Consider the following 20,976-nt stretch of genomic DNA (forward strand, 5'->3'; position numbering starts at 1 on the left):
ACATACGGTCAGGCGCCGCGCAGCGCCGGGCCGAGCCGGTCGCCGTGCGCGGCGAGCAGCGCCCTCGCGTCGCCGGCCCCGACCCCGCGCTCGATCATCACCACGGCCGTCTTCACGTCGCGCCCGGCGCGCTCCAGCACCTCCCGGGCGTCCGGCACCTCCGCGCCGGTGATGTCGGAGACGATGCGGGCCGCCCGGTCGACGAGCTTGGAGTTGCTGGCGACGACGTCGACCATGAAGTTCCCGTACGTGCGGCCCGACCTGATCATCGTGATCGTGGAGATCATGTTGAGTACCAGCTTCTGGGCCGTGCCCGCCTTGAGCCGGGTCGAGCCGGTGACGACCTCCGGCCCCACGACGACCTCGATCGCCCGTTCGGCGGCCAGGGCGAGCGGGGTGCCGGTGTTGCAGGCCAGGCCCACGGTCAGCGCGCCGCGCCGCCGGGCCTCCTCGACCGCGCCGACGACGTACGGCGCGCGCCCGCTGGCGGAGACGCCGACGACCGAGTCGAGCGGGCCGGCGCCCTTGTCACCGATCACCGCGGCGCCCGCCCCCGCGTCGTCCTCGGCGCCCTCGACGGAGCGCACCAGCGCGGCCTCACCTCCCGCGATGATGCCCTGCACCAGGTCGGGGTCGGTGCCGAAGGTCGGCGGGCACTCCGACGCGTCGAGCACCGCGAGGCGCCCCGAGGTGCCCGCGCCGACGTAGAGCAGCCTGCCGCCGCCGGCCATCCGGGCGGCGATCGCGTCGACGGCCGCGGAGATCGCCGGGATCGCCCGGCCCACCGCGGCCGGGACGGCGGCGTCGGCGGCGTTCATCAGGCGCGCGATCTCCTCCGTCGGCAGGGTGTCGATTCCGCTGTAGCGGGGATCGCTCTGTTCGGTGGCGAGAGCGGCGAGTGAGTGCGTCATGGTTCCTCTAGCTTCGGAGTGCCTTGTTCTGATGGGTCGCGTGCGTACGGGACTGGAACGGCTGGTGGCCACGCCCCGGAGCGGACGGGAGCGGGTGGGCCTCGTCACCAACCCCACCGGAGTCCTGCCCGATCTGACCCCCGCCGCACCGGCCCTGCTGGCCGCGGGAACGCGCGTGACCACGCTTTTCGGTCCCGAACACGGGCTGCGCGGCACGGCGCAGGCGGGCGGCGGCGAGGCCGCCGCGGCCGATCCCGTCACCGGCCTGCCCGTGGCCGACACCTACGGCCGTACGGGCGCCGGACTGGACGCGCTCGTCGCGGCGTCCCGGGTGGAGGCGCTGGTCTTCGACATGGGCGACGTGGGCGCCCGGTTCTACACGTACGTGTGGACGATGTGCGACCTGATGGGGTCGGCGGCCCGCCTCGGGCTGCCGTTCACCGTGCTCGACCGGCCCAACCCGATCGGCGGCGCGGTGGCCGAGGGCCCGGTGCTCGACCCCGCCTTCGCGAGCTTCGTCGGCCGCGCCGCGCTGCCGCTCCGGCACGGGCTCACGCCGGGCGAGATCGCGTTGGCCGCCAACCGCTCGGCCGGCGCCGTGCTGGAGGTCGTGCCGATGGAGGGCTGGCGCCGGGAGTGGCACTTCGGCCGGACCGGGCTGCCCTGGGTGATGCCGTCGGCGAACATGCCGACCCTCGACACGGCGCTGGTCTATCCCGGCACCGGGCTGCTGGAGGGCGTCAACGCGGCGGAGGGACGCGGCACGACCCGGCCGTTCGAGCTGGTCGGCGCGCCGTACGCGGACGGGCGGCTCGCCGCCGCGCTGAACGGTCTCGGCCTGCCGGGCGTGCGCTTCCGCGACACGTCGTTCACCCCGGCGTACGGCAGGCACGCGGGCGTTCCGGTGCGCGGCGTCCAGCTTCACGTCACCGATCGGGAGGCCTTCCGGCCGGTGCTCACCGGGGTGTCCCTGCTGCACGTGCTGCGCACCCTGTATCCGGGTGACTTCGCCTGCGACCCGTTCCTCGACCTGTTGTGGGGCTCGGGCTCGCTGCGCGCGCACCTGGAGGCCGGACGTGACCCCCGCGGGCTGTGCCCGCCGCCCGGGCCGCCGCAGGGTGACCTGCTGTACGACTGACCCGGCCCCACCGGCCCAACCGGTGATCCGCCGGACGGGACGTCCTGGCATCGGCGCGGGCATCAGCAGAGGCGGCGGCGGTAGAGCCAGAAGACCCGCTCGGCGCGGGCGGCCACCGCCCGGGAGTAGAACCGCAGCGGGCCCACCCAGCCGATCTGCGCCGAGGTCAGCCCGGCGGCGGCCTGCTCGGCCAGGCAGCGGCGCAGCAGCACCCGGCCGACGCCGAGGCCGCGCGCGGCCTCGGCCGTCCCCATCGGGCCGAACCACAGCGGCCTGGCGCCCCAGGCGGCGAAGCCGAGGATCTCCCCGTCGCGGGCGGCGTAGTGCAGACCGGTCGCGTGCTCGGCCTCCCAGGCCCACGCGTCGTTCCACTGCTCGCGGACGAAGGTCACGACGTCGCTCCGCTCCCCCGCGGGCGCCGCCGCGACCGTCACCCCGGCGGCGTCGAGCCTCGCCAGGTCGGCCTCGTGCTCGGCCCCGTCGTAGCGGGCCGGGAGGCCGGCGGTCATGTTCCAGGCGACGCGGTAGCGCTCGTAGCCCAGGCTCTCGGCCAGGCAGGCCGCCGGGGTGTAGCGCACGTCGATGCCGGGCCAGGCGTAGCAGGGCGGGTTGCCGGCGAACCTCGCCTCTGAGGCGCCCCTGGCCCGCATCCACTCCTCGGCGGCGGTGACCAGCGCCCGGCCGATCCCCCGGCCCCGCGCGGCGGGGTCGACGGCGATCAGGTCGACGTGCCCGGCGCCGTCCGCGCCGATCGACGCGAACACCGCCCCCCGCAGACCCACGTCCCCGCGACCGGCCCCTGGCAAGCCCGCGCCCAGCGGACCGGCACCCAGCGGACCGGCCGGCTCGCCGCCTGCCGCGTTCGCGGCGGGCACGTTCGCGGCGGGCACGTTCGCGGCGGGCACGGCCAGGACCGTCCACTCGCGGTCCGGCGGCGGGGCGGCGAGCCGCCGTACGACCAGCGCCGCGTCGTCGGCGTCGGCCCACAGCGCGGCGGCGGCCAGGCGCTCCAGCCGTCCGTCCACCTCGACCGCCTGCACCTCGGCCACCCCCACCTCGGCCACCCCCACCTGGACCGGTGTCACTCACCCACCCCCACCGGGATCACGCTACGCCGCCTGGGGTGGAAGCAGGCGTGCTCCTGCTCGGTCTCCTGCCCGGGCCCGCCGTCGCGGCCCAGCACGGGTGTCTCCTGTTCGCAGCGTTCGGTGCTGAACGGGCAGCGGGGGACGAACAAGCACCCGCCGAGACGCCCCTCCCCCTGCGGCTCCTTCGGCACGACCCGCTCGGCCCCCGGCCGCTCCAGGCCGTGCAGGACCGGGATCGCCGACAGCAGCGACTGCGTGTACGGGTGGACGGGGTCGGCGATGATCTTCTCGGTGGCGCCACGCTCCACCACCTGCCCCCGGTAGAGCACGTACAACTCGCCGTCGTCGCCGATGTAGCGGGCGGTGGCGATGTCGTGGGTGATGAACAGCACGCCGACGCCGAGCCGCTCGCGCAGGTCCTTGAGCAGCGCGAGGATGCCCAGCCGCAGCGACACGTCGATCATCGAGACGGCCTCGTCGGCGACCAGGACCTCGGGGTCCATGGTGAGCGCGCGGGCGATCACGACGCGCTGGCGCATGCCGCCGGACAGCTGGTGCGGGTAGCGCGGCAGCACGTAGCCGGGGTCGATCCCGACCATGGACAGCAGTTCCTGCGCCCGGCTGTCGACCCACGACCTCCGGCGGCCCGTCTGGCGGGCGCGCAGCACCAGCGGGGCCTCCAGGGCCTGATGGACGGTCCGCGTGGGGTTGAGCGCCGAGTAGGGGTCCTGGTGGATGAGCTGGACCCGGCGGAAGTACGGCTGGCGCCGCCGGTGGCTCAGCGACGACATCGGCACCCCGTCGATGACGATCTCGCCGGCGTCGTGGGTCTCCAGGCCCGCGATGATCCGGCCGAGGGTGGTCTTGCCGCTGCCCGACTCGCCGATGAACGAGACGGCTCCGCCCCTTCCGACGGCGAAGTCGACGTCGCGCAGCGCGGGCACCTCGCGGGCGCCGAGCACGCCGCCGCGCTGGCGGAAGGTCTTGGAGATCCCGGTTCCCGTGATCACACGAGCTCCTCTCGTCCGACCAGCTCCAGGGGGCGGCCGGTGGCGTGGCAGGCGACCGTACGGCCGTCGCGGGTGACGGCGGCGGGGTCGTCCGTCTCACAGATGTCCATGCGCCGCTCGCAGCGCTCGCGGAACACGCAGCCCTGCGCGGGCAGCGTGCCGAGCGTCGGCGGGCGGCCGGGCAGCGCCCGGGCGAGGGACAGGTCGCCGGTGAGGCGCGGGATCGCGCGGATCAGGCCCCGCGTGTACGGGTGGCGGGCGTCGCCGAGCACCTCGGTCACCGGCCCGTGCTCGACGACCCGCCCGCCGTACATGACGGCGAGGTCGTCGGCGACCTCGGCGACCGCGCCGACGTCGTGGGTGATGACGAGGGTGGTGAGCGCCCGCTCCTCGTGGACCTCCCGGATGATCCGCAGGATCGTCGCCTGCGTGATCATGTCGAGGGCGGTGGTCGGCTCGTCCAGAACGACGACTTTGGCGTTCAGGACGAGCGCGAGCATGATGCCGACCCGCTGGCGCATGCCGCCGGACAGCTCGTGCTGGTAGGAGTCGAGCACCCGGGCGCCGTCCATGCCCATGCGGGCCAGCAGGTCCCGGGCGTCGCGCACCAGCGCCCGCAGGTCCGCCACGTCGTGGGAGCGGCCGAGGTCGAGCAGCTGCCTGCCGATGGTCTTGAGCGGGTTCAGCGAGTTCTGCGCGGCCTGGAAGACGTAGCCGACCTCGCGTCCGCGGGTGCGGCGCAGGTCCTCGCCGCGGAGCGTCAGCACGTCGCCGAGCCCGTCGATCTCGACGCTGCCCGCCGCGATCCTGCCGGGCGGCTGCACGGCGTTGAGCAGCGAGAGCGCGAGCGTCGACTTGCCCGAGCCTGACTCGCCGACGACACCGGTGATCGTGCCGGGGGCGAGGGTGAGGTCGACGCCGCGGACGGCGGGCAGCTCCCCCGCCGGGGTCTTGTAGACGACCGTGAGGTCCCGGATGCGGACCCCCGGTGCGGCTGTGTGCGGTGCGGCCGTGTGAGCGGTCATGGGGGCTATTCCTCCCGCAGGCGGGGATTGAAGATCTCGTCCATCGCGTCGACGATCAGCACGATGCCGAGCGTGAGCAGCAGGATCGCGATCAGCGGGGCCATCAGGTACGGCAGCGCGGCCGGGGTGGTGAGCGCGCCGCCGTTGAAGACGGCGAGGTTCAGCATCACGCCCCAGTTGTTGGACTCGAACGGCAGCACACCGAGGAAGAACAGGCCGACCTGGGCGTACACCGCGCCGGTGACGGCGATCAGCATGTTCATCGCGATGTACGGCGCCATGCTCGGCAGCAGCTCACGGCCGACGATGTGCCGGGTCGGCAGGCCGAGCCCGCGGGCGGCCTCGATGAAGCCGCGCTCGCGCAGCGACAGCGTCTGCGACCGTACGGCGCGGGCGATGCCGCCCCAGCCGAGCACCCCGAGCACCAGGCCCATCTCCAGCGGGCTCTCGAACTTCCACACGGTGGACAGCACGAGCAGCAGCGGCAGGCCGGGGATGGCGAGGTTCATGTCGGTCAGCCGCATGAGCACGGTGTCCCACCGGCCGCGGTGGAAGCCCGCGATCAGCCCGATGACGGTGCCGAGCGCGACCGTGATGACGGCCGTGGCGAGACCCGTGAGCAGCACGTACCGCGCGCCGGTGATCACGAGGGCGAGCACGTCGGTGCCCTCGAAGTCGGTGCCGAAGGGGTGGGCGAGGCTCGGCGGCGCGTACAGCGCGTTGTCGTCGCGCGGCAGCTGGGCGGGGTAGAGCAGTGGCCCGGCCACGCCCATGAGCGCGAACAGGGCGACGATGACCACTCCGGCCATGCGGCTGGGTTTGCGCCGCAGCACCCGCCACACGCCGCGCCAGAAGTTGCGCCGCAGCGTGGCCCGGGTGGTCTCGGGGGACGCCGCCGCCGGAGGCCCGGCGGGGTTGACGATGACGGTCATGCCGCGCCTCCGCTCCTGACCCGGGGGTCGATCACCGTGTACAGCAGGTCGGCGACGATGTTGGCGACCACGATGCCCACCGTGATCACCAGGAACGTGCCGCCCATCAGGGCGTAGTCGCGGCTGCTGATGCTGTTGACGAGCAGCAGGCCGAGGCCCGGATAGTTGAAGATCTGCTCGATGAAGATCGAGCCGCCGAAGAGCATGCCGATCGACAGGGCGAGGATCGTGAACAGCGGCAGGATCGCGTTGCGCGCGAGGTACCGGAACACGATGCCGCGCCGCAGGCCGCGCAGCTCGGCCGCGAGGATGAAGTCGTCGCCGAGCACGGCGACCACGTTCGACTTCATCGCGAGGATCCACCCGCCGTAGCTCGCCAGGGTGTACGTCACCACCGGCAGCACGGCGTGGTGCACCAGCGAGCCGAGGTATCCGGGGTTGAGGCCGGGGACGAACTCGACGTCCACCGGCCCGCCGGACGGCATGATCGGCCACAGCGTGGCGAAGATCGCGGTGAGCAGCAGGCCGATGACATAGATCGGCACGCCGTGCAGCAGCGACCCGGACAGGGCGAGCGCGTCGCCGAGCCGGCCGGACCGCTTGATCGCGGCGTACACGCCCATGGTCACGCCGAGCAGGAAGCTGAGCAGCGTGCCGGCGAGGACCGGCAGCACGGTCCAGCGCGCCGCGTGGCCGATGAGAGTGGTCACCTCGACGCCGGGCGTGCTGAGCGAGCGCCCGAGATCGAAGTGGAGCAGCGAGCCCAGGTAGCCCACATACTGCTGCCACAGGCTGCCGGTGGGCAGGAAGCCGTACAGGACGGCGGTGGCCCGCTCGGCCTGCTCGGGCGACATGCCCTTCTGGATCAGGCTCTCGTACTGCCCGAGCACGGGGTTGCCGGGGATCTCCCGGATGATGACGAAGCTGACCGTGGCCACGGCCCAGATCATGACCAGGCCGCGTACGACGTGGCCCGCGACCTTCCTGGCGATTGCGGCGGCCCGGTGCCGCCCGGGGACCGTCTGCGTCATGCCCGCCCCTTCTCCGCTTTTTTGATCATCCCGAGCTGCATCCACACGCCGGACGACAGCCGCAGGGACTGGTCGTCGTCGGGCGGGAACGCCGTGTAGCGGGAGGTGTTGACGAACTGCGTGTTGACGTAGTCCCAGAGCTGGACGACCGGAAGCTGCTCGTTGGCGACCTTGGCGAGGATGCCGACGATGCGCTTCTGCTCGTCGTGCGACGCGTAGTTCAGCGTGCCGGTCAGCTCGCCGGGATCGACGAGCCCGGCCGCGCCGGCGTCGACCTTCTCCGGGCCGCCCATCCAGTTGCCCTCGGTGCCGGGCGCGACGTGCCGCAGCCGCCCGCCGAACATCTGCCAGCCGTTCGCCTGGCCGAACAGCCGCTGGAAGATGTTGTACGGCGACGGGCCGAGGCCGATCAGCCACAGTCCCAGGTCGTACTTGCCCTCGGCCAGCTCGCCCAGGTAGAGCGTGTAGTCGGCGGCGGTGACCACGCTCGCGTCGACGCCGTGGTCGGCGAGCTGGCTGCTGATCGACTTGCCCGCGGCGACCCAGTCGGAGAACGACGCGGGCACGTGGATGCGGACCTTCCAGGGGCTGCCGTCCGGCATGGCCCACCGGCCGTTCCGCTTGGTCATGCCCGCCGCCTTGAGCTCGGCGTCGGCCTTGGCGGGGTTCGTCCGATACTGCTCCAGTCCGTCGAACCCGGAGCCGAGCCAGGCGCGGGCGGCCTGGGCGTGGATGCCGGAGGTGGTGGTGGCGGGCGTGCCGCCCTCCGGGGAGGCGATCCTCGTGACCTGGGCGCGGTCGATCAGGTAGGCCAGCGCCCGCCGCACGTGCACGTTGTCGTACGGCTTGTGCGCCTGGTTGAACGCGAGCGAGACGGCGACCGGCGAGTAGCCCTTGATCACCTTGCTGCCGGGGGCCTCGCGGATCCGGTTCATGACGGCGGTGGGCACGGAGGTGAAGGGGGCGTTGTCCAGCCGGCCGGCGATCAGGTAGTTCCAGATCTGCTCGTTGCCCGTGTAGTTGAGGATCTTCACCTTGTCCGGCGCGATCTTCTGCCGGTCGTAGAAGTAGGGATTGCGCGTGAGCAGCGCCGCACCCGGGTTGACCCGCTCCAGCACGAAGGGCCCGGCCGAGACGTCGTGGCCCGGGTCGAAGGCGATGACCTTCTCCGCCAGCCCGGTGATCGCGCTCTTCGCCTTCTCGGCCACCGCGCCCTGCCCGTGCTGGGCGGTCTTGAGCAGCTGCCAGAAGTCGGCGGGGAGGAGCTTGCCGAAGACGTGCGCGGGCACGACCACGGTCGACAGCAGGTTGGCGAGGAACGTCGAACTGCGGTTGGCCCCCTGCGTGATCCGCACCGTGGTGGGGTCGACCACCTGGATGTCGGCGGCGGCGCCGGCCGCCTTCGGGTCCAGCGCGTACGCCGTGCCGCCCTGGGTATAGGCGAGACCGATCGAGACGCGCACGTCCTCGCTGGTCACGGGCACGCCGTCGGACCACTTGGCGTCCGGGCGCAGGTGGATGTCGACCTGCGACCGGTCGGAGGACGTCGTCCAGCTTCCGGCGATGGCCGGATAGAACTGGTTGGGATCGGTGGGATCGTTCTTGGGCCACGCCAGCGCCATGCCGTTGTATCCCGAGAAGACCGATCCGACGGGGTTGAACGGGTTGATCGGCGCGCTCGCGTTGATCTGCTTGCTGCCGTCGATCGTGGTGAACACGCCGCCGCCCGTGCGGGCGGTCTCCGTCGTCCCGGTAGTGCCGCAGGCGGTGGCCGTGGCGATCGACGCCACTGCCATGATCGCCGCGAGTCGCTTCATGGGCTGCTCCTGGTTCCCGATTGCCTGGACAATACGGGCGCACTCGCGGCCCGTCAATTTTTTCCATGCCTGGAGACCACGATGGAGTTAATTTTTACCGACGCCCGTGACCTGCGGGAACATCTCTCCGGTTCGGTCACCGCGGCCGGCCGGCGAGCCAGCGGGCCGCCGCCCGCGCCGACGCCGCCGAGTTGCCGTGGGTGGCGAGGTAGAGCCGCCCGGCGGGCGTCCCGGGCACTCCGGTCTCGACCACCACGGCGTCCGGCCGGGCCCGCAGCGCCTCCTCCAGCAGGCGTCGCATCCAGGCGTGCCGCACGGCGTCGTGGACGGCGATCACCAGCGGGCGCCCGGTGTCGCCCAGCAGGGCGAGCAGGCCCGGCGCTGCCTCCTCGTAGTTCACCTCGTCGGTCACCTCGTCGGTCACCTCGGCCGTCACGGTCCCGGGCAGGATCTCCGCCAGCGCCTGCCCCAGGGTGAGGGGGGTGACCCGGCCCACGGCCTGGCTGGGGCGCGCCGCCATGCTCACCACCAGCGGCGCCCCGGCCAGCACGCCCGGTCCCCCCGCCTCCGCGGCCTCCCCAGTGGCGCCGGCGGCCCTGGCGGCCTCTTCGGCCGGCACGGCAGGCACGGCCGGGGTGGGCGGTGTTATCGGGGTGGCAGGCATGGTGGGGGTGGTGGGCTCGGCCGCCATAGGTTCTGTGGTCGGCGTGGCCGTGGTGAGTGCCGCGGTCACGCGTAGCGCGGCGGCGGCCGCCGCGAGCCCGAGGTCCTCGTCGGCGTCCCCGGCCGCGGCCGCCCTGTCGTCCGCCCGCGCGTCGTACCAGGCGGCCAGGTCCCGCACCCGGCCCGCCGCCTCGGCGAGGCGGTCCTCCTTCAGCCGCCCCTCGCGGACCGCCGCGGTGATCGCGTCGCGCAGCGCGTACACGCTCTCTCCCCCGGCCGAGGACACCCCGACGCAGATCGCGTCCGCTCCGGCGGCGAGCGCGCGCACCGCGATCTCGCCGGGGGCGTGCAGGGCGGCGACCGCGCGCATCTCGATGGCGTCGGTGACCACGAGCCCGCCGAACCCCATCTCCTCGCGCAGCAGCCCGGTCAGCACGGTCCGGCTCAGCGTCGCCGGGAGCACGTCGACGGCGGGGACGAGCAGGTGCCCGCACATCACCGCGCGCACCCCGGCCGCGATGGCGGCCCGGAAGGGCGGCAGGTCGCGCCGTTCGATCAGCTCCCGCGAGGCCCGTACGGCGGGCAGCGCGAGATGGGAGTCGGTCACGGTGTCGCCGTGACCGGGGAAGTGCTTGGCGCAGGCGGCCACGCCCGCGCTCTGCAGGCCCTCGATCCACGCCGCGCCGTGGCGGCCGACCGCCTCGGGGTCGGAGCCGAACGAACGCACGCCGATGACCGGGTTGCGGGGGTCGGCGTTGACGTCGACGACCGGGGCGTAGTCGAGCGTGACACCGGCGGCGGCGACCATCCGGCCGATCTGGCGCCCGACGCGCCGGGTCAGCGACTCGTCGTCCGCGACGCCCAGCGCGAGGTTGCCCGGCCAGGAACTCCCGGTGGCGGCCTCCAGCCGGGTGACGGACCCGCCCTCCTCGTCCACCGCCACGATCACGTCCGGCCGCTCCCGGCGCAGCGCGGCGACCAGCGCCCTCGTCCCGTCCCCCGCATCCGCCGGGCCCGCCGCTCCGGGCACCGCGCCGCCTGCCGCGCGGTCGGCTGGGCCCGGGCCGCCGGCACGGGGGGCGGCGCGGGTGACGTTGCGGGCGAAGAGCACCACGCCGCCGAGGCCGTCCGCGAGCGCGCGGAGCAGCCAGGCGGGCGGCTCGGTGCCCTCGAACCCCGGTTGGAGCACGGCCATCGCCAGCCGGTCCAGGCCGTCGCCGCTCGCTCCGCCCGCGGTCACCGGACGGCCTGCCCGATCAGTGCGCGGTGCGCCGCGGCGGCCCGGGGATCGTCTCCGAGGGCGGCCCGCAGCGCGAGCGCGGCGGCGCCCGCCGCGGCGTCCCGCGCGGGCACCGGTTCGGCCCACCTGCCCAGCTCCGCCCAGACCAGATGGGCGAGCTCGGTCGGCTCGGTCAGCAGCGATCCCGCCAGCACCAGCGGACCTCCGCCTCCCCTCGCCCACGCCCCGCTCCACGGGACGCCCTCACCGCACACCACCCGTGCCGTACGGCACAGCCTGCGCGCCGCCTCCCCGACGACGCCGCGTGCCACCTCGTCGCCCTCGCGGGCGGCGGTGTCCACGACCGGCGCGAGCGTGCCGAGCCAGGCGGGCCCCTGCTCGGCGACCCGCGCGTACACGGCCGCCACCAGTTCGGCGGCGAGCGCGGGCCCGGCGTCCTCTCCGGCCGAGCCCGCCCCGAGGACGGCCTCGGCCACCCTGGCCACCAGGAGGGTCGGGGCGCCCCGGCCGTCGACGGCGTTCAGCGCCGCGGCGGCGCCCCGGCGGCCCAGCCACACGCCCGATCCCTCGTCGCCGAGCAGCCAGCCGAGCCCGTCGGCCCGCCGTACGACGCGGCGGGCGCGGACGCGGGCGCCGATCGCGCCGGTGCCGGCCACCAGCACCGCGCCGTCCGGCTCGATGGTCGCCCCGGTGAAGGCCACGAGCACGTCGGAGACCACCACCGGACGTCCCGCGAGCCCCGCCTCCCGCCAGGCCCGCTCGGCCGGCTCGGCCGCGCCGGCGACTCCCGCGAGGCCGAACACGCCTCCGGCGACCCGGGTGGGGTCGACGCCCGCCAGCGCGCCGAGCAGTGCGGCGCGCAAGTTGGCCGCCGGGTCGGGAACCGAGATCGCGTTGGCGCCGCCGGCCCGTCCCCGTCCGGCGATCTCGCCCGACTCCCCGGCCACGACGCAGCGCGTGCTGGTTCCTCCCCCGTCCACGCCGATGAACAGAGCCCCCACGACCGCTCCCTATGGAGATGCCTTCCATCAACCTATAAGTCGGTGGAAATCTTCTACAACGGTGGCCGGAGCGGCCGGGGGGCCGGGCTACTTCTGGCTGTCGGTGAGGTCCACCATCGCGGTGGCCGCACGGAAGAACTTGTTGCGGCCGAGGTCACCGATGGTCTTGATGTGGAACGCCTTCTTGAGCATCTCCGCGTCCTCCGCGCTGACGCCGGAGAGCGCGTCCACCGGCGCCTTGACGATCTCCTCCAGGCTCTTGTCCTCGTACGCGCGGTCGAGCAACTTGGCAAGATCCGCTGTCACAGCCATGACTCCCCCAATCACCAGGCCCCGATACCTGGTGAAATGCCCAAAGCACCCATTTCCTATGCGAGCGCCTTCCTATGCGAGCGCCCCGGGCAGACGGCGGTCCGTACGCCGGGCGGCCGGTCGCCGGGTCAGCCGGCCAGGTTGCGCAGGGAGCGCACCGACCAGACCAGGGTGAGCGCGGTCAGCGCGGCGAAGAGGGCGAAGGCGACCGGGATGGTCCCGGCGCTCAGGTCGCCGCGGAACAGCGACCGGCCCGCCTCGACGGCGTAGTAGAGCGGGTTGAACTTGGCGAGCGTCTGCAGCCACTGGGGCCCGAGCGAGACCGGCAGGAACAGCCCGGCGATCAGGGTCAGCGGCATGGCGAAGAACTGCACCAGTTGCGACATGCCGTTCTCGTCGCGCAGGGTCAGCGCCAGGCCGTAGGACAGGCTGGCCGCGAACAGGCCGGTCGCGGCCATGAGCAGCAGCACGAGGACCATCTCGGTCAGCCCGATCCGCAGGCCCATGAGCGCGGCGATGCCGATCACCAGGATCGCCTGCAGCACCAGGACGATCACGTCCTTGACGAGACGGCCCAAAATGATCGCGGGACGCCAGGCCTGGCTGACCGCGAGCCGCTCCAGCATGCCGTTGCGGGTCTCGTTGATCATGCCGAAGCCCGCGAACATGGAACCGAACAAGGCGATCATCATCATGGAGCCCGGCGTGAACATCGCGAGCACGTCCGTCATCTTCCCGCCGGGGACCGTGCTCCTCAGCAGCGGCGCGAAGAACACCAGGTAGAGCACCGGCTGCATGATCCCGAACAACGGCCAGACCGGATTGGCGAAAAGTTTCCTCAGCTCGTAGCCGAGGAAGAGCATCGTGTGTCGAAACATCGTGGAGTCCCGGAGGTCAGGCGGCGTCGCGCAGCGAACGGCCGGTGTGCTTGAGGAACACGTCGTCGAGGGTGGCGCGTTCGAGTGAGACCGACCGGATGCCCAGGCCCTTCTCCTCCAACGTGCGCAGCATGTGCATCAGGCCGTGCTCCCCGTCGTCGAGGTACGCGCGGACGGTGCCGGGCTCGGCGCGGACCTCCTTGACGTACGGCTGCGCGGCGAGGAGCTCCTGGGCGGCGTCCGTGTCCTCCGGCCGGTCCCCCAGGCGGAGCGTCACCACGTCGCCCGCGACCTCCTTCTTGAGCTCCTCCGGCGTGCCCCTCGCGACGATCTTGCCGTGGTCGACGATGACCAGCCGGTCGCAGAGCGCGTCGGCCTCGTCCAGGTAGTGCGTGGTGAGCAGCACGCTGGTGCCCTGCTCGCGCAGTTTGCGCACCTCGTCCCAGAGGTTGGCCCGGTTCTGGGGGTCGAGGCCGGTGGTCGGCTCGTCCAGGAAGATCAGCGGCGGCGCGTTCACGAGTCCGACGGCGATCGCGAAGCGCCGCTTCTGCCCTCCTGAGAGGGTCTTCGCGGGGCGGTCGGCGATCTCGGTGAGGCTGAACGCGGCGAGCAGCTCGTCGGCCCTCGCCTGCGCCTGCCTGCGGGACATCCCGCTGATCCGGGCCGCGAGGAGCAGGCTCTCGATGCCGGGGGCGGTGTCGTCGACGCCGCCCGCCTGGCTGACGTAGCCGATGTTCTCCCGGACCTTGGCGGCCTCCCTGGCGACGTCGAAACCGGCCACCCGGGCGCTGCCCGAGGTGGGCACGGTGAAGGTCGCGAGCATCCGGACGGTGGTGGTCTTGCCGGCGCCGTTCGGGCCGAGGACCGCGAAGACCTCGCCCCGCTCGACCTGGAGGTCGATGCCGCGTACGGCCTCGACCTCCTCCTTCTTCTTGCCTCGTCCTCGTTTCGCGTGGAAGGTCTTGCGCAGGTCGTGCGCTTCAATGATCATTTTCTCTCCGGTGATCAGGGGGTCACCAGCCTGACGGCTCACCCGGGGAGAGAGTCAACACCTTTTTCACGGCTCCCGCCGCCCCGCCGTGGATCACGACGAGGGGTCGTGGAACGCGCGAGCCCTCTTCCCGGAGGTTCCGGGAAGAGGGCTCGCCCGGATCGGGCGGGAGGACCGCTCAGGCGCGGGAACGGCGCAGGGCCGTGATGCCCGCGCCGGCCCCGACGAGGCCCGCGACGAGGCCGAGGCCGCCGAGCACCAGGGCCGCGGTGCCGCTGCCGCCTTCGTCGTCGTCCGCTTCCACCGCGGCCACGGACGGCGCCACGACGGGGTCGGCGGGCGCGGCGGCGGACGGGGAGGCGGCGGCTTCGTGGCCGCCCTCATCCGCCTTCGGCGCGACGAGCTTGAGCGTGGGCGCCGGGTGCTCGGCCTCGGACCCGTCGGCCTTCGGCGGGTCCGCCCACTTGACCACCTCGCCGTTGGAGTAGGTCTGCACGGTGGGGAACTCCAGCGCGTCCACGTCCTTGGGCAGCGGGCCGACCGAGGCCTCGAACTCCTGGAACTGGCCGGGCTCGATCTTCCCCCCGGTCCAGGTGATCTTCAGCACCGATTCGGTGATCTTGTCGCCGTCGTCCGACACTACGGGCTGGGGCAGCTTGCCCTGGGTGACCTTGACCTTCCACCCGGACACCGGGCGGACCGAGACGAACGGCAGCGGGTGGTCGGTGGGGAACGCCACCTCCACCTTGGTGGTCGAGGCGTTGTCGCGCTCGTTGGGCACCCGGAAGGCGATCTTCGTCCAGCCGCCCTGCTCGGCGGTGCCGGGGTTGACGGTGACGTGGGCGAGGGCGGGCAGGGAAAGGCCGAGGGTGAGGGCGAGGGCACCCGCGGCGACCGCCGAAACACGGCGGACGTATGAGGTCATGGGGGTTTCTCCAGTCTTTTTACTGAAATGCCGGGATGCGCGAGCAGGGGGCGACGGAGGAAACGCCTCCGCCCGGGAGATACGTGCCGCTCGCGCGGGAAGCTCAGAAGACGGGAGAAACGGGCGGCCCGCGACGGACGACCGCGTGCCGCAGCACCCATGCGGGGCGTAGTGCGCGGGCCGGCCCCGGCGTGGCGCGCACGCGGGGACGGGTGATCCCCGCGAGACTGGCCCGCAGCAGGGCCGTCAGCGCGGCGAGCGTCGTGAGGCAGCGGGCCGCCCCGGCGCCGATCCGGCGCAGGACCGACCACAGGGCCTCCTCGCCGCGTGACAGCCACAGTCCGGTGAGCAGTGCGGCGGTGAGGTGCGCGGTCAGCATGCCGGTCCGGGTGGTGAGGCCGCCGTGCCAGGTGAGGTGGGCGGGCGCTCCGGTGGAGGCGGTGACGTCGAACAGCAGGTGCAGGAACGCCTGTGCGCCGACCACCAGCACGACGATCACCTGAGGCGGCCGTTCCCGGCCCGCCGCGACGGCCGCGCCCGCCGTGACGGCGAGCAGGCCGGTGAGCAGAGCCCCGGTCGTGGGCCCGCCTCCCCCGGCGAACCAGTGCGCGCCCATGGCGAGGAGCACGCTGACGGCCGCGAAGGCGGCCGACCGCGCGAGCCGGAAGGAGAGCGTGGCGCGCATGACGCCGGGATTATCGCACACCGCCGTGATCTCGTCCCTCGCCGTGTTCGGCCCTGGCGCTGAAGTTTTCACCGGGACGCATGCGACGACGGCCGGCGAGTGCCGCAGGACTCCCCTAATGGCTACATATCGGGCATACTCATGATCGATCAACGGTGCCGAACCGAGGAACCCCCCGATGACCTCTCCCCCGCGCCGTCGCGGCTCCATCGCCGCCGGGACGGTCGCCGCCGCCGTGGTGACGGCGGCCACCGTGCTCGCGCTCGCCCTGTGGTTCGGCGGTGCCGGGCCGCGCCCGGCCATCGAGGGGCTGCCCTCCCCCGGCGTGCTGACCACCTGGGGCCTGCCCGTCGTGCGTCTCGTGCTCGACGTGTGCGCGGCCGCGACGGTCGGCGTGCTGCTGGCGTCCGTGGTTCTCATGCCCGCGCGTGCCGGGGCCGTGAGAACCGGGAGAACGACCACCGGCCCCGCACGCACCAGACATTCACGCACCGGATCCGCGGACGCCGGGGACGCCGGGGACGCGACCGCCCGGCGGCTGGGCCGGGCCGCCGCCGCGTGGGCGGCCGGGTGGGCTCTGAGCGCGGCGGTCACCGAGGTCCTGACCCTGTCGGACTTCCTGGGGCTGCCCGCGGGCCAGGCGCTGCGCTCCGGCGCTCTCTACGTTTTCCTGGTGAACATCCCGCAGGGCCAGGCGTTCGCGCTGGTGGCGGTGGCGGCCGCGGCGCTCGCCGCCGGATCGCTCCTTCCAGGGGGACGCGCCTGGCGGGCCGTGCTGCTGGCGGTGGCGGTCCTCGCCGCGCTGCCCCCGGCGTACGTGGGGCACTCGGCGTCGGCGGCCGACCACAACATCGCCGTCCTCAGCCTGATGGCGCACGTCGCGGCCGTCGTGCTGTGGACCGGCGGCCTCTACGCCCTTGTCGCGCACCTGCGCGCCGCGCCCGGCCTGGCCGTCGCGGTGAGCCGGTTCAGCACGCTCGCCCTGGGCTGCTTCGCCGCCGCCGCGGCGTCCGGCGCGCTCAACGCGTGGGTGCGGCTCGGTGCGCTCCCCCTGCTGTGGCAGTCCAGGTACGGCCTGCTCGTGCTGGCCAAGGTCGCCGCGCTGGCCGTGCTGGGCTGGTTCGGGTGGCGGCACCGGCGCGCGACGATCGCGGCGCTGCGGACCGGCGCGTCCCGCGCGCCGTTCGTCCGGCTGGCCGCCGGGGAGATCACGGTGATGGCCGGCACGCTGGCGCTGGCCGTGGCGCTGGGGCGCAGCGCCCCGCCCGCCGGTGAGGCCGGGCACCAGCACTCCGCCCTGGGATACGCCCTCCCGCCGTTCACCCCCGGCGCGCTCGTCACGGACCTGCGGCCCGACCCGATCGCGCTGATCCTGCTCGCGGCGGCCGCGGCGGCCTACCTGTCCGGCGTACGGCGGCTGCGGGCGGACGGCGCGGGGTGGCCGGCCGGGCGGACCGTCTCCTGGCTGGCGGGCCTGCTCGTCCTCGCCTACGCCACGTCCGGCGGACTCGCGGCGTACGCGCCGGCCATGTTCTCCGCCCACGCGGCGCAGTACGCGCTGCTCGGCGCGGTGGGGCCCGCCCTGCTCGCCGCCGGCGCCCCGCTCACGCTGTGGCGGCGCGCCCACCCGGGCCCGGACGCGCTCGACGGCCCGGCCGCCCGCGCGCTGTCCCATCCGGTGGTGGCGCTCGCCCTGTACGCCCTGCCGTACCCGGCGTTGTATCTGACCGGGCTGTTCGCGTTCGCCCAGCCGAGTCTCGCCCTGCGGCTGGCCGCGCAGACCGTCGTGGTGGTCACCGGGGTGCTCTTCTTCGTCGTCACGGCCGGCGTCGACCCGCTCCCGCGCGCGATCCGGCCGCAGGTCCGCGCGTGGATACTCATCGGGGCGATCGCCGTACGGGCCTGGACGGGCCTGGTGGTGCTCATCGGACCGGGGCAGGCGCCGCAGTGGTACGCGGCGCTCGGGCTGCCCTGGGCTCCGGACCCGGCGGCCGACCAGCGGACGGGGGCGCTGCTCGGCACCTGGACAGGCGTCGCCGTCCTGGTGGCCCTTCTCGTGCTGCTGCTCGGCCGCTGGCGGGCGGCCCTGCGCAGGACGGCGGCGGCGCGAGGCGCCGCGGAAGAGCGCGGAGAGCGCGCCGCCGGCCCCACGACCTGACGATCTGACGACCCCGATCGGGTGACCGCCGAGATCGGCTGATCGGGGCCGGCGGCCGTGCCGCGACCGTCAGCGGCGGCCTCGGGGGGCGCCGTCGCGGTCCCTGCGGACGGTGGGCCGCTTGCCCTTGATGGTGGTCTGGCGCAGCGCCTCGACCACCTCGTCCACGGCGGCGTCGGGGATCTCGACCAGCGTGAACCGGTCGGCGATCTCGATGGCGCCGATCTCCCGCCCGGTGACCCTGGTCTCCCCCGTGATCGCGCCGACGATGTCCTGGGGGCGCACCCCGGCGCTGCGGCCGGCGCCCACGAACACCCGGCTCATCGCGCCGCCGCCGCGCCGCACGCGCCGGTCGTCGCGGCCGAACCGGTCGTCGCGGCCCTCGCGCGCCCCGCGCTCGGGGCGCGGCGCGCGCGGCGTCACCTCGGGGATCTCCTCCTCGTCGGCGGCGGCTCCGGTGGACTCGTGGGCGAGCTTGACCGCGGCGAGCGCGATGTCCATCAGGTCGAACTCGTCGGCGAGCGTCTCGACCACGACCCTGAAGCGGTCGAGGTCGCCGTCCTCCATCAGGCTCTCCTGCAGCGCGGCCCGGGTGAGCTCCAGGCGGCGGGCGCGCAGGTCGGCGACGGTCGGCACCTTCTCGACCGTGATCCTGCTGCGGGTGACCCGCTCGATGGTCTTCAGCATCCGGTGCTCGCGGGGCTCGGCGAGGGTGATCGCGACGCCCTCGCGGCCGGCCCGGCCGACCCGGCCGATGCGGTGCACGTACGACTCCGGCGCGGACGGCACGTCGTAGTTGATGACGTGCGTGAGCTGCTCGATGTCGAGGCCGCGCGCGGCCACGTCGGTCGCCATCAACAGGTCGGCGGTACCGCTGCGCAGCCTGCCCATCACCCGGTCGCGCTGCTCCTGGCCCATGCCGCCGTGCAGGGCCTCGGCGCGGTAGCCGCGGCCGTTCATCGTCTCGGTGAGCTGGTCGACCTCCTCGCGGGTGCGGCAGAACACGATCGCCGCGGTCGGCGCCTCCACGTCGAGCACCCGGCCCAGCGCGGCCGGCTTGTACGCCCTGTTCACGATGTAGGCGCTCTGCCGGACGAGCGGCGCCTCCCCGGCGGCGGGCGCCTCCCGCTCGATCCTGATCCGGACGGGCTCGCGCAGGTGGCGGCGGGCGATCCCGTCGATGCGCGGCGGCATCGTCGCGGAGAACAGCACGGTCTGCCGCTCCTCGGGGATGTCCTGGAGGATCGCCTCGATGTCCTCGGCGAAGCCCATGTCGAGCATCTCGTCGGCCTCGTCGAGGACGACCATCCGCAGCCCCTTGAGCGGCAGCGTCCCCCGGCCGATGTGGTCGAGCGCGCGGCCCGGCGTGGCGACGACGACGTCCACCCCGCGCTCCAGCGCCCGCAGCTGCCGGCCGATCGGCTGGCCGCCGTAGATGGGCAGCACCCGCGTGCCGAGGTCGCGTCCGTAGCGGTGCATCGCCTCCGACACCTGGACGGCGAGCTCACGCGTGGGCACCAGCACCAGCCCGGCGGGCTCGACGCCCTCCTCCGCGCCCGCCGCGCGGAAGACGCCGTGCAGCCGCTGCAGCATGGGCAGCGCGAAGGCGGCGGTCTTTCCCGTCCCGGTGGCGGCCTGCCCGAGCAGGTCGCGGCCTTCCAGCAGCGGCGGGATGGCCTCCCGCTGGATGGGGGTGGGCTCCTCGTAACCGAGGCCGGACAGCGCCTTGAGGAGCTCCGGACCGAGCGCCAGGTCGGCGAAGCCGGGTCCGTCTTCGATCTCGTTCACGGACATGTCAAGCTCCTCATGGGGCGGATGTGCACGGGAAGACCCTACGGTCTTTCCGCCCGTACCCCGAACGGCACCCCCCGCACCCGGCGACGCACCGGAGGTGACCGGACGGGCCCGGGGCGACCGCACGGCCGGGCACGCAATAGCGTACGACCGTGGATCTTCGGGAACTGAGACGTGCCAGGTTCGCGGTGTCGGTCGTCTTCGCCCTCCACGGCGCGGTGACGGGTGGGTTCGCCTCCCGCATCCCCTGGATCCAGGATCATGTGGGGGTGGGGCCCGGCGGCCTCGGCCTGGCGCTGCTCGCTCCGGCGGTGGGCTCGATCCTGGCGATGCCGACCGCGGGCCGGATCACGCACCGGTTCGGCGGGCGGGCCGTCACCCGGGCCTCGGTCGGCCTGTGGTGCCTGGTCCTCGTCCTGCCTCCGCTGGCGCCCAACCTGCCGCTGCTGTGCGCGGCGCTGCTGGCGTACGGGGCGGTGGCGGGCGTCGCCGACGTCGCGATGAACGCCCAGGGGGTGGTGGCCGAGCAGCGGCTCGGCCGTCCGATCATGTCCGGCCTGCACGGGATGTGGAGCGTGGGCGCGCTCGTGGGCGGCGCGGTGGGGACGCTCGCGGCCAACGCGGGGCTCGACGCCCGCGCGCACCTGGGCGGGGCCGCGGTCGTGCTGTTCCTCGTGGCCCTCGCGGTGGGGCCGCTGCTGCTCGACGTGCGGGCGGGCGAGGAGGAGGCGGCCCCGGCGCACTTCGTGCTGCCGTCGCGCGGCGTCGTGCTCATCGGACTGGTGGGCTTCTGCGCGGTGTTCGGCGAGTCCGCGGCCCAGGACTGGTGCGCGGTCTACCTCGGGCAGGTGACCGGAGCGTCCGAGGCCGTGGGCGCCGCCGCGTACACGGCCTTCGCCTGCACGATGGCGGCGGGCCGGCTGTGCGGCGACGCGGTGGTCCGCAGGCTCGGCCCGGTCGCGGCCGTCCGGGGCGGCGGCGCGCTGGCGGCGCTCGGCGCGCTGCTCGTGGTGGCCGCGCGCACCCCGGTCCCGGCGGCCACCGGGTTCATGCTGATCGGCCTCGGGATCGCGGTGGTCGTCCCGCTGGTGTTCGCGGCGGCGGGCCACGCCGGGCGCACGCCGAGCGAGGGCGTCGCGGGAGCCGCCACGATCAGCTACGCGGCCGGCTTCGTCGCGCCGAGCGCGATCGGCGGCATCGCGTCGCTGACCGGGCTGCCCGCGTCGTTCGGCCTGGTCGCCGTGCTGCTGCTGGCGGTCGCGCTCGGCGCGGGCAGGCTCGCGCCGTCCGCGCGGGATGCGCCTCAGCGGACGGCGCCCACCCCGCACAGGCAGTAGTTCCCGGCGCCCGGCAGCGGCGAATCGAACGCGTCTTGGG

Annotated in this window: 18 protein-coding genes; 3 read left to right on the forward strand and 15 right to left on the reverse strand. The window is 74.0% G+C overall.

Going from position 1 to position 20,976, the window contains the following annotated elements:
• Positions 1-8: 8 nt before the first annotated feature.
• Entirely contained in the window at positions 9-911 is a 903-nt protein-coding gene (gene murQ, locus OG344_RS26235; protein ID WP_405085375.1) for an N-acetylmuramic acid 6-phosphate etherase, read from the reverse strand.
• A gap of 31 nt (positions 912-942) precedes the next feature.
• On the opposite strand from murQ, the gene OG344_RS26240 reads away from it, so the two are divergent.
• Positions 943-2,049 carry an exo-beta-N-acetylmuramidase NamZ domain-containing protein gene (locus OG344_RS26240; RefSeq protein WP_405085376.1) on the forward strand — a complete coding sequence of 369 codons (1,107 nt, stop codon included), beginning with the start codon at positions 943-945 and terminating at the stop codon, positions 2,047-2,049.
• A gap of 62 nt (positions 2,050-2,111) precedes the next feature.
• Here the strand turns inward: OG344_RS26240 and OG344_RS26245 are convergent, their stop codons facing one another.
• The 13 genes from OG344_RS26245 to OG344_RS26305 form a co-directional block, all read right to left on the reverse strand.
• Complete coding sequence (locus OG344_RS26245) at positions 2,112-3,134, reverse strand: GNAT family N-acetyltransferase (protein ID WP_405085377.1); 1,023 nt, start codon at positions 3,132-3,134, stop codon at positions 2,112-2,114.
• Entirely contained in the window at positions 3,131-4,147 is a 1,017-nt protein-coding gene (locus tag OG344_RS26250) for an ABC transporter ATP-binding protein (RefSeq protein WP_327045935.1), read from the reverse strand. Before OG344_RS26250 ends, OG344_RS26245 begins: the two co-directional genes overlap by 4 nt.
• Positions 4,144-5,172 carry an ABC transporter ATP-binding protein gene (locus tag OG344_RS26255; protein ID WP_405085378.1) on the reverse strand — a complete coding sequence of 343 codons (1,029 nt, stop codon included), beginning with the start codon at positions 5,170-5,172 and terminating at the stop codon, positions 4,144-4,146. Before OG344_RS26255 ends, OG344_RS26250 begins: the two co-directional genes overlap by 4 nt.
• A 5-nt stretch (positions 5,173-5,177) precedes the next feature.
• The gene (locus tag OG344_RS26260) at positions 5,178-6,104 is read right to left on the reverse strand and encodes an ABC transporter permease (RefSeq protein WP_327045937.1); all 927 of its coding nucleotides are present in this window, start codon (positions 6,102-6,104) and stop codon (positions 5,178-5,180) included.
• Positions 6,101-7,135 (reverse strand): ABC transporter permease, encoded by a 1,035-nt coding sequence (locus tag OG344_RS26265; protein ID WP_327045938.1) that lies wholly within the window; start codon positions 7,133-7,135, stop codon positions 6,101-6,103. Before OG344_RS26265 ends, OG344_RS26260 begins: the two co-directional genes overlap by 4 nt.
• Positions 7,132-8,952 carry an ABC transporter substrate-binding protein gene (locus OG344_RS26270; protein WP_405085379.1) on the reverse strand — a complete coding sequence of 607 codons (1,821 nt, stop codon included), beginning with the start codon at positions 8,950-8,952 and terminating at the stop codon, positions 7,132-7,134. Before OG344_RS26270 ends, OG344_RS26265 begins: the two co-directional genes overlap by 4 nt.
• A gap of 136 nt (positions 8,953-9,088) precedes the next feature.
• Entirely contained in the window at positions 9,089-10,855 is a 1,767-nt protein-coding gene (locus OG344_RS26275; RefSeq protein WP_405085380.1) for a glycoside hydrolase family 3 protein, read from the reverse strand.
• The gene (locus tag OG344_RS26280) at positions 10,852-11,856 is read right to left on the reverse strand and encodes an N-acetylglucosamine kinase (RefSeq protein ID WP_405085381.1); all 1,005 of its coding nucleotides are present in this window, start codon (positions 11,854-11,856) and stop codon (positions 10,852-10,854) included. Before OG344_RS26280 ends, OG344_RS26275 begins: the two co-directional genes overlap by 4 nt.
• Before the next feature lie 87 nt (positions 11,857-11,943).
• Positions 11,944-12,162: a hypothetical protein gene (locus tag OG344_RS26285; protein ID WP_327045942.1), complete on the reverse strand. Its 219-nt coding sequence runs from the start codon at positions 12,160-12,162 to the stop codon at positions 11,944-11,946.
• A 134-nt stretch (positions 12,163-12,296) separates the two neighbouring features.
• On the reverse strand, positions 12,297-13,046 hold the full coding sequence (locus OG344_RS26290) for an ABC transporter permease (RefSeq protein ID WP_150933997.1): 750 nt from the start codon (positions 13,044-13,046) through the stop codon (positions 12,297-12,299).
• Positions 13,047-13,062: 16 nt separating this feature from the next.
• On the reverse strand, positions 13,063-14,037 hold the full coding sequence (locus tag OG344_RS26295; RefSeq protein WP_405085382.1) for an ATP-binding cassette domain-containing protein: 975 nt from the start codon (positions 14,035-14,037) through the stop codon (positions 13,063-13,065).
• 178 nt (positions 14,038-14,215) lie between these two features.
• The gene (locus tag OG344_RS26300) at positions 14,216-14,962 is read right to left on the reverse strand and encodes a YcnI family protein (protein WP_405085383.1); all 747 of its coding nucleotides are present in this window, start codon (positions 14,960-14,962) and stop codon (positions 14,216-14,218) included.
• 103 nt (positions 14,963-15,065) lie between these two features.
• The gene (locus OG344_RS26305) at positions 15,066-15,647 is read right to left on the reverse strand and encodes an MFS transporter (RefSeq protein WP_405085384.1); all 582 of its coding nucleotides are present in this window, start codon (positions 15,645-15,647) and stop codon (positions 15,066-15,068) included.
• A gap of 178 nt (positions 15,648-15,825) precedes the next feature.
• Between OG344_RS26305 and OG344_RS26310 the strand changes: the two genes are divergently transcribed.
• Positions 15,826-17,805, forward strand: a complete 1,980-nt coding sequence (locus OG344_RS26310) for a cytochrome c oxidase assembly protein (protein ID WP_405085385.1) — start codon at positions 15,826-15,828, stop codon at positions 17,803-17,805.
• A 69-nt stretch (positions 17,806-17,874) separates the two neighbouring features.
• Here the strand turns inward: OG344_RS26310 and OG344_RS26315 are convergent, their stop codons facing one another.
• Positions 17,875-19,599, reverse strand: a complete 1,725-nt coding sequence (locus OG344_RS26315) for a DEAD/DEAH box helicase (RefSeq protein WP_327045947.1) — start codon at positions 19,597-19,599, stop codon at positions 17,875-17,877.
• A gap of 152 nt (positions 19,600-19,751) precedes the next feature.
• Here OG344_RS26315 and OG344_RS26320 point away from each other — a divergent pair, with 152 nt between their 5' ends.
• A complete protein-coding gene (locus OG344_RS26320; RefSeq protein WP_327045948.1) occupies positions 19,752-20,936 on the forward strand; it encodes an MFS transporter in 1,185 nt (394 codons plus the stop codon).
• Positions 20,937-20,976 lie beyond the last annotated feature (40 nt).

The organism is Microbispora sp. NBC_01389 (assembly GCF_045040095.1).
GTDB lineage: Bacteria > Actinomycetota > Actinomycetes > Streptosporangiales > Streptosporangiaceae > Microbispora.

Bases quoted from the DNA above. Each gene is read 5' to 3' on its own strand.
- OG344_RS26300 (WP_405085383.1), bottom strand. From the start codon at position 14,962: ATGACCTCATACGTCCGCCGTGTTTCGGCGGTCGCCGCGGGTGCCCTC.
- OG344_RS26315 (WP_327045947.1), bottom strand. From the start codon at position 19,599: ATGTCCGTGAACGAGATCGAAGACGGACCCGGCTTCGCCGACCTGGCG.
- OG344_RS26255 (WP_405085378.1), bottom strand. From the start codon at position 5,172: ATGACCGCTCACACGGCCGCACCGCACACAGCCGCACCGGGGGTCCGC.
- OG344_RS26305 (WP_405085384.1), bottom strand. From the start codon at position 15,647: ATGCGCGCCACGCTCTCCTTCCGGCTCGCGCGGTCGGCCGCCTTCGCG.
- OG344_RS26290 (WP_150933997.1), bottom strand. From the start codon at position 13,046: ATGTTTCGACACACGATGCTCTTCCTCGGCTACGAGCTGAGGAAACTT.
- OG344_RS26310 (WP_405085385.1), top strand. From the start codon at position 15,826: ATGACCTCTCCCCCGCGCCGTCGCGGCTCCATCGCCGCCGGGACGGTC.
- OG344_RS26260 (WP_327045937.1), bottom strand. From the start codon at position 6,104: ATGACCGTCATCGTCAACCCCGCCGGGCCTCCGGCGGCGGCGTCCCCC.
- OG344_RS26270 (WP_405085379.1), bottom strand. From the start codon at position 8,952: ATGAAGCGACTCGCGGCGATCATGGCAGTGGCGTCGATCGCCACGGCC.
- OG344_RS26240 (WP_405085376.1), top strand. From the start codon at position 943: ATGGGTCGCGTGCGTACGGGACTGGAACGGCTGGTGGCCACGCCCCGG.
- murQ (WP_405085375.1), bottom strand. From the start codon at position 911: ATGACGCACTCACTCGCCGCTCTCGCCACCGAACAGAGCGATCCCCGC.
- OG344_RS26295 (WP_405085382.1), bottom strand. From the start codon at position 14,037: ATGATCATTGAAGCGCACGACCTGCGCAAGACCTTCCACGCGAAACGA.
- OG344_RS26265 (WP_327045938.1), bottom strand. From the start codon at position 7,135: ATGACGCAGACGGTCCCCGGGCGGCACCGGGCCGCCGCAATCGCCAGG.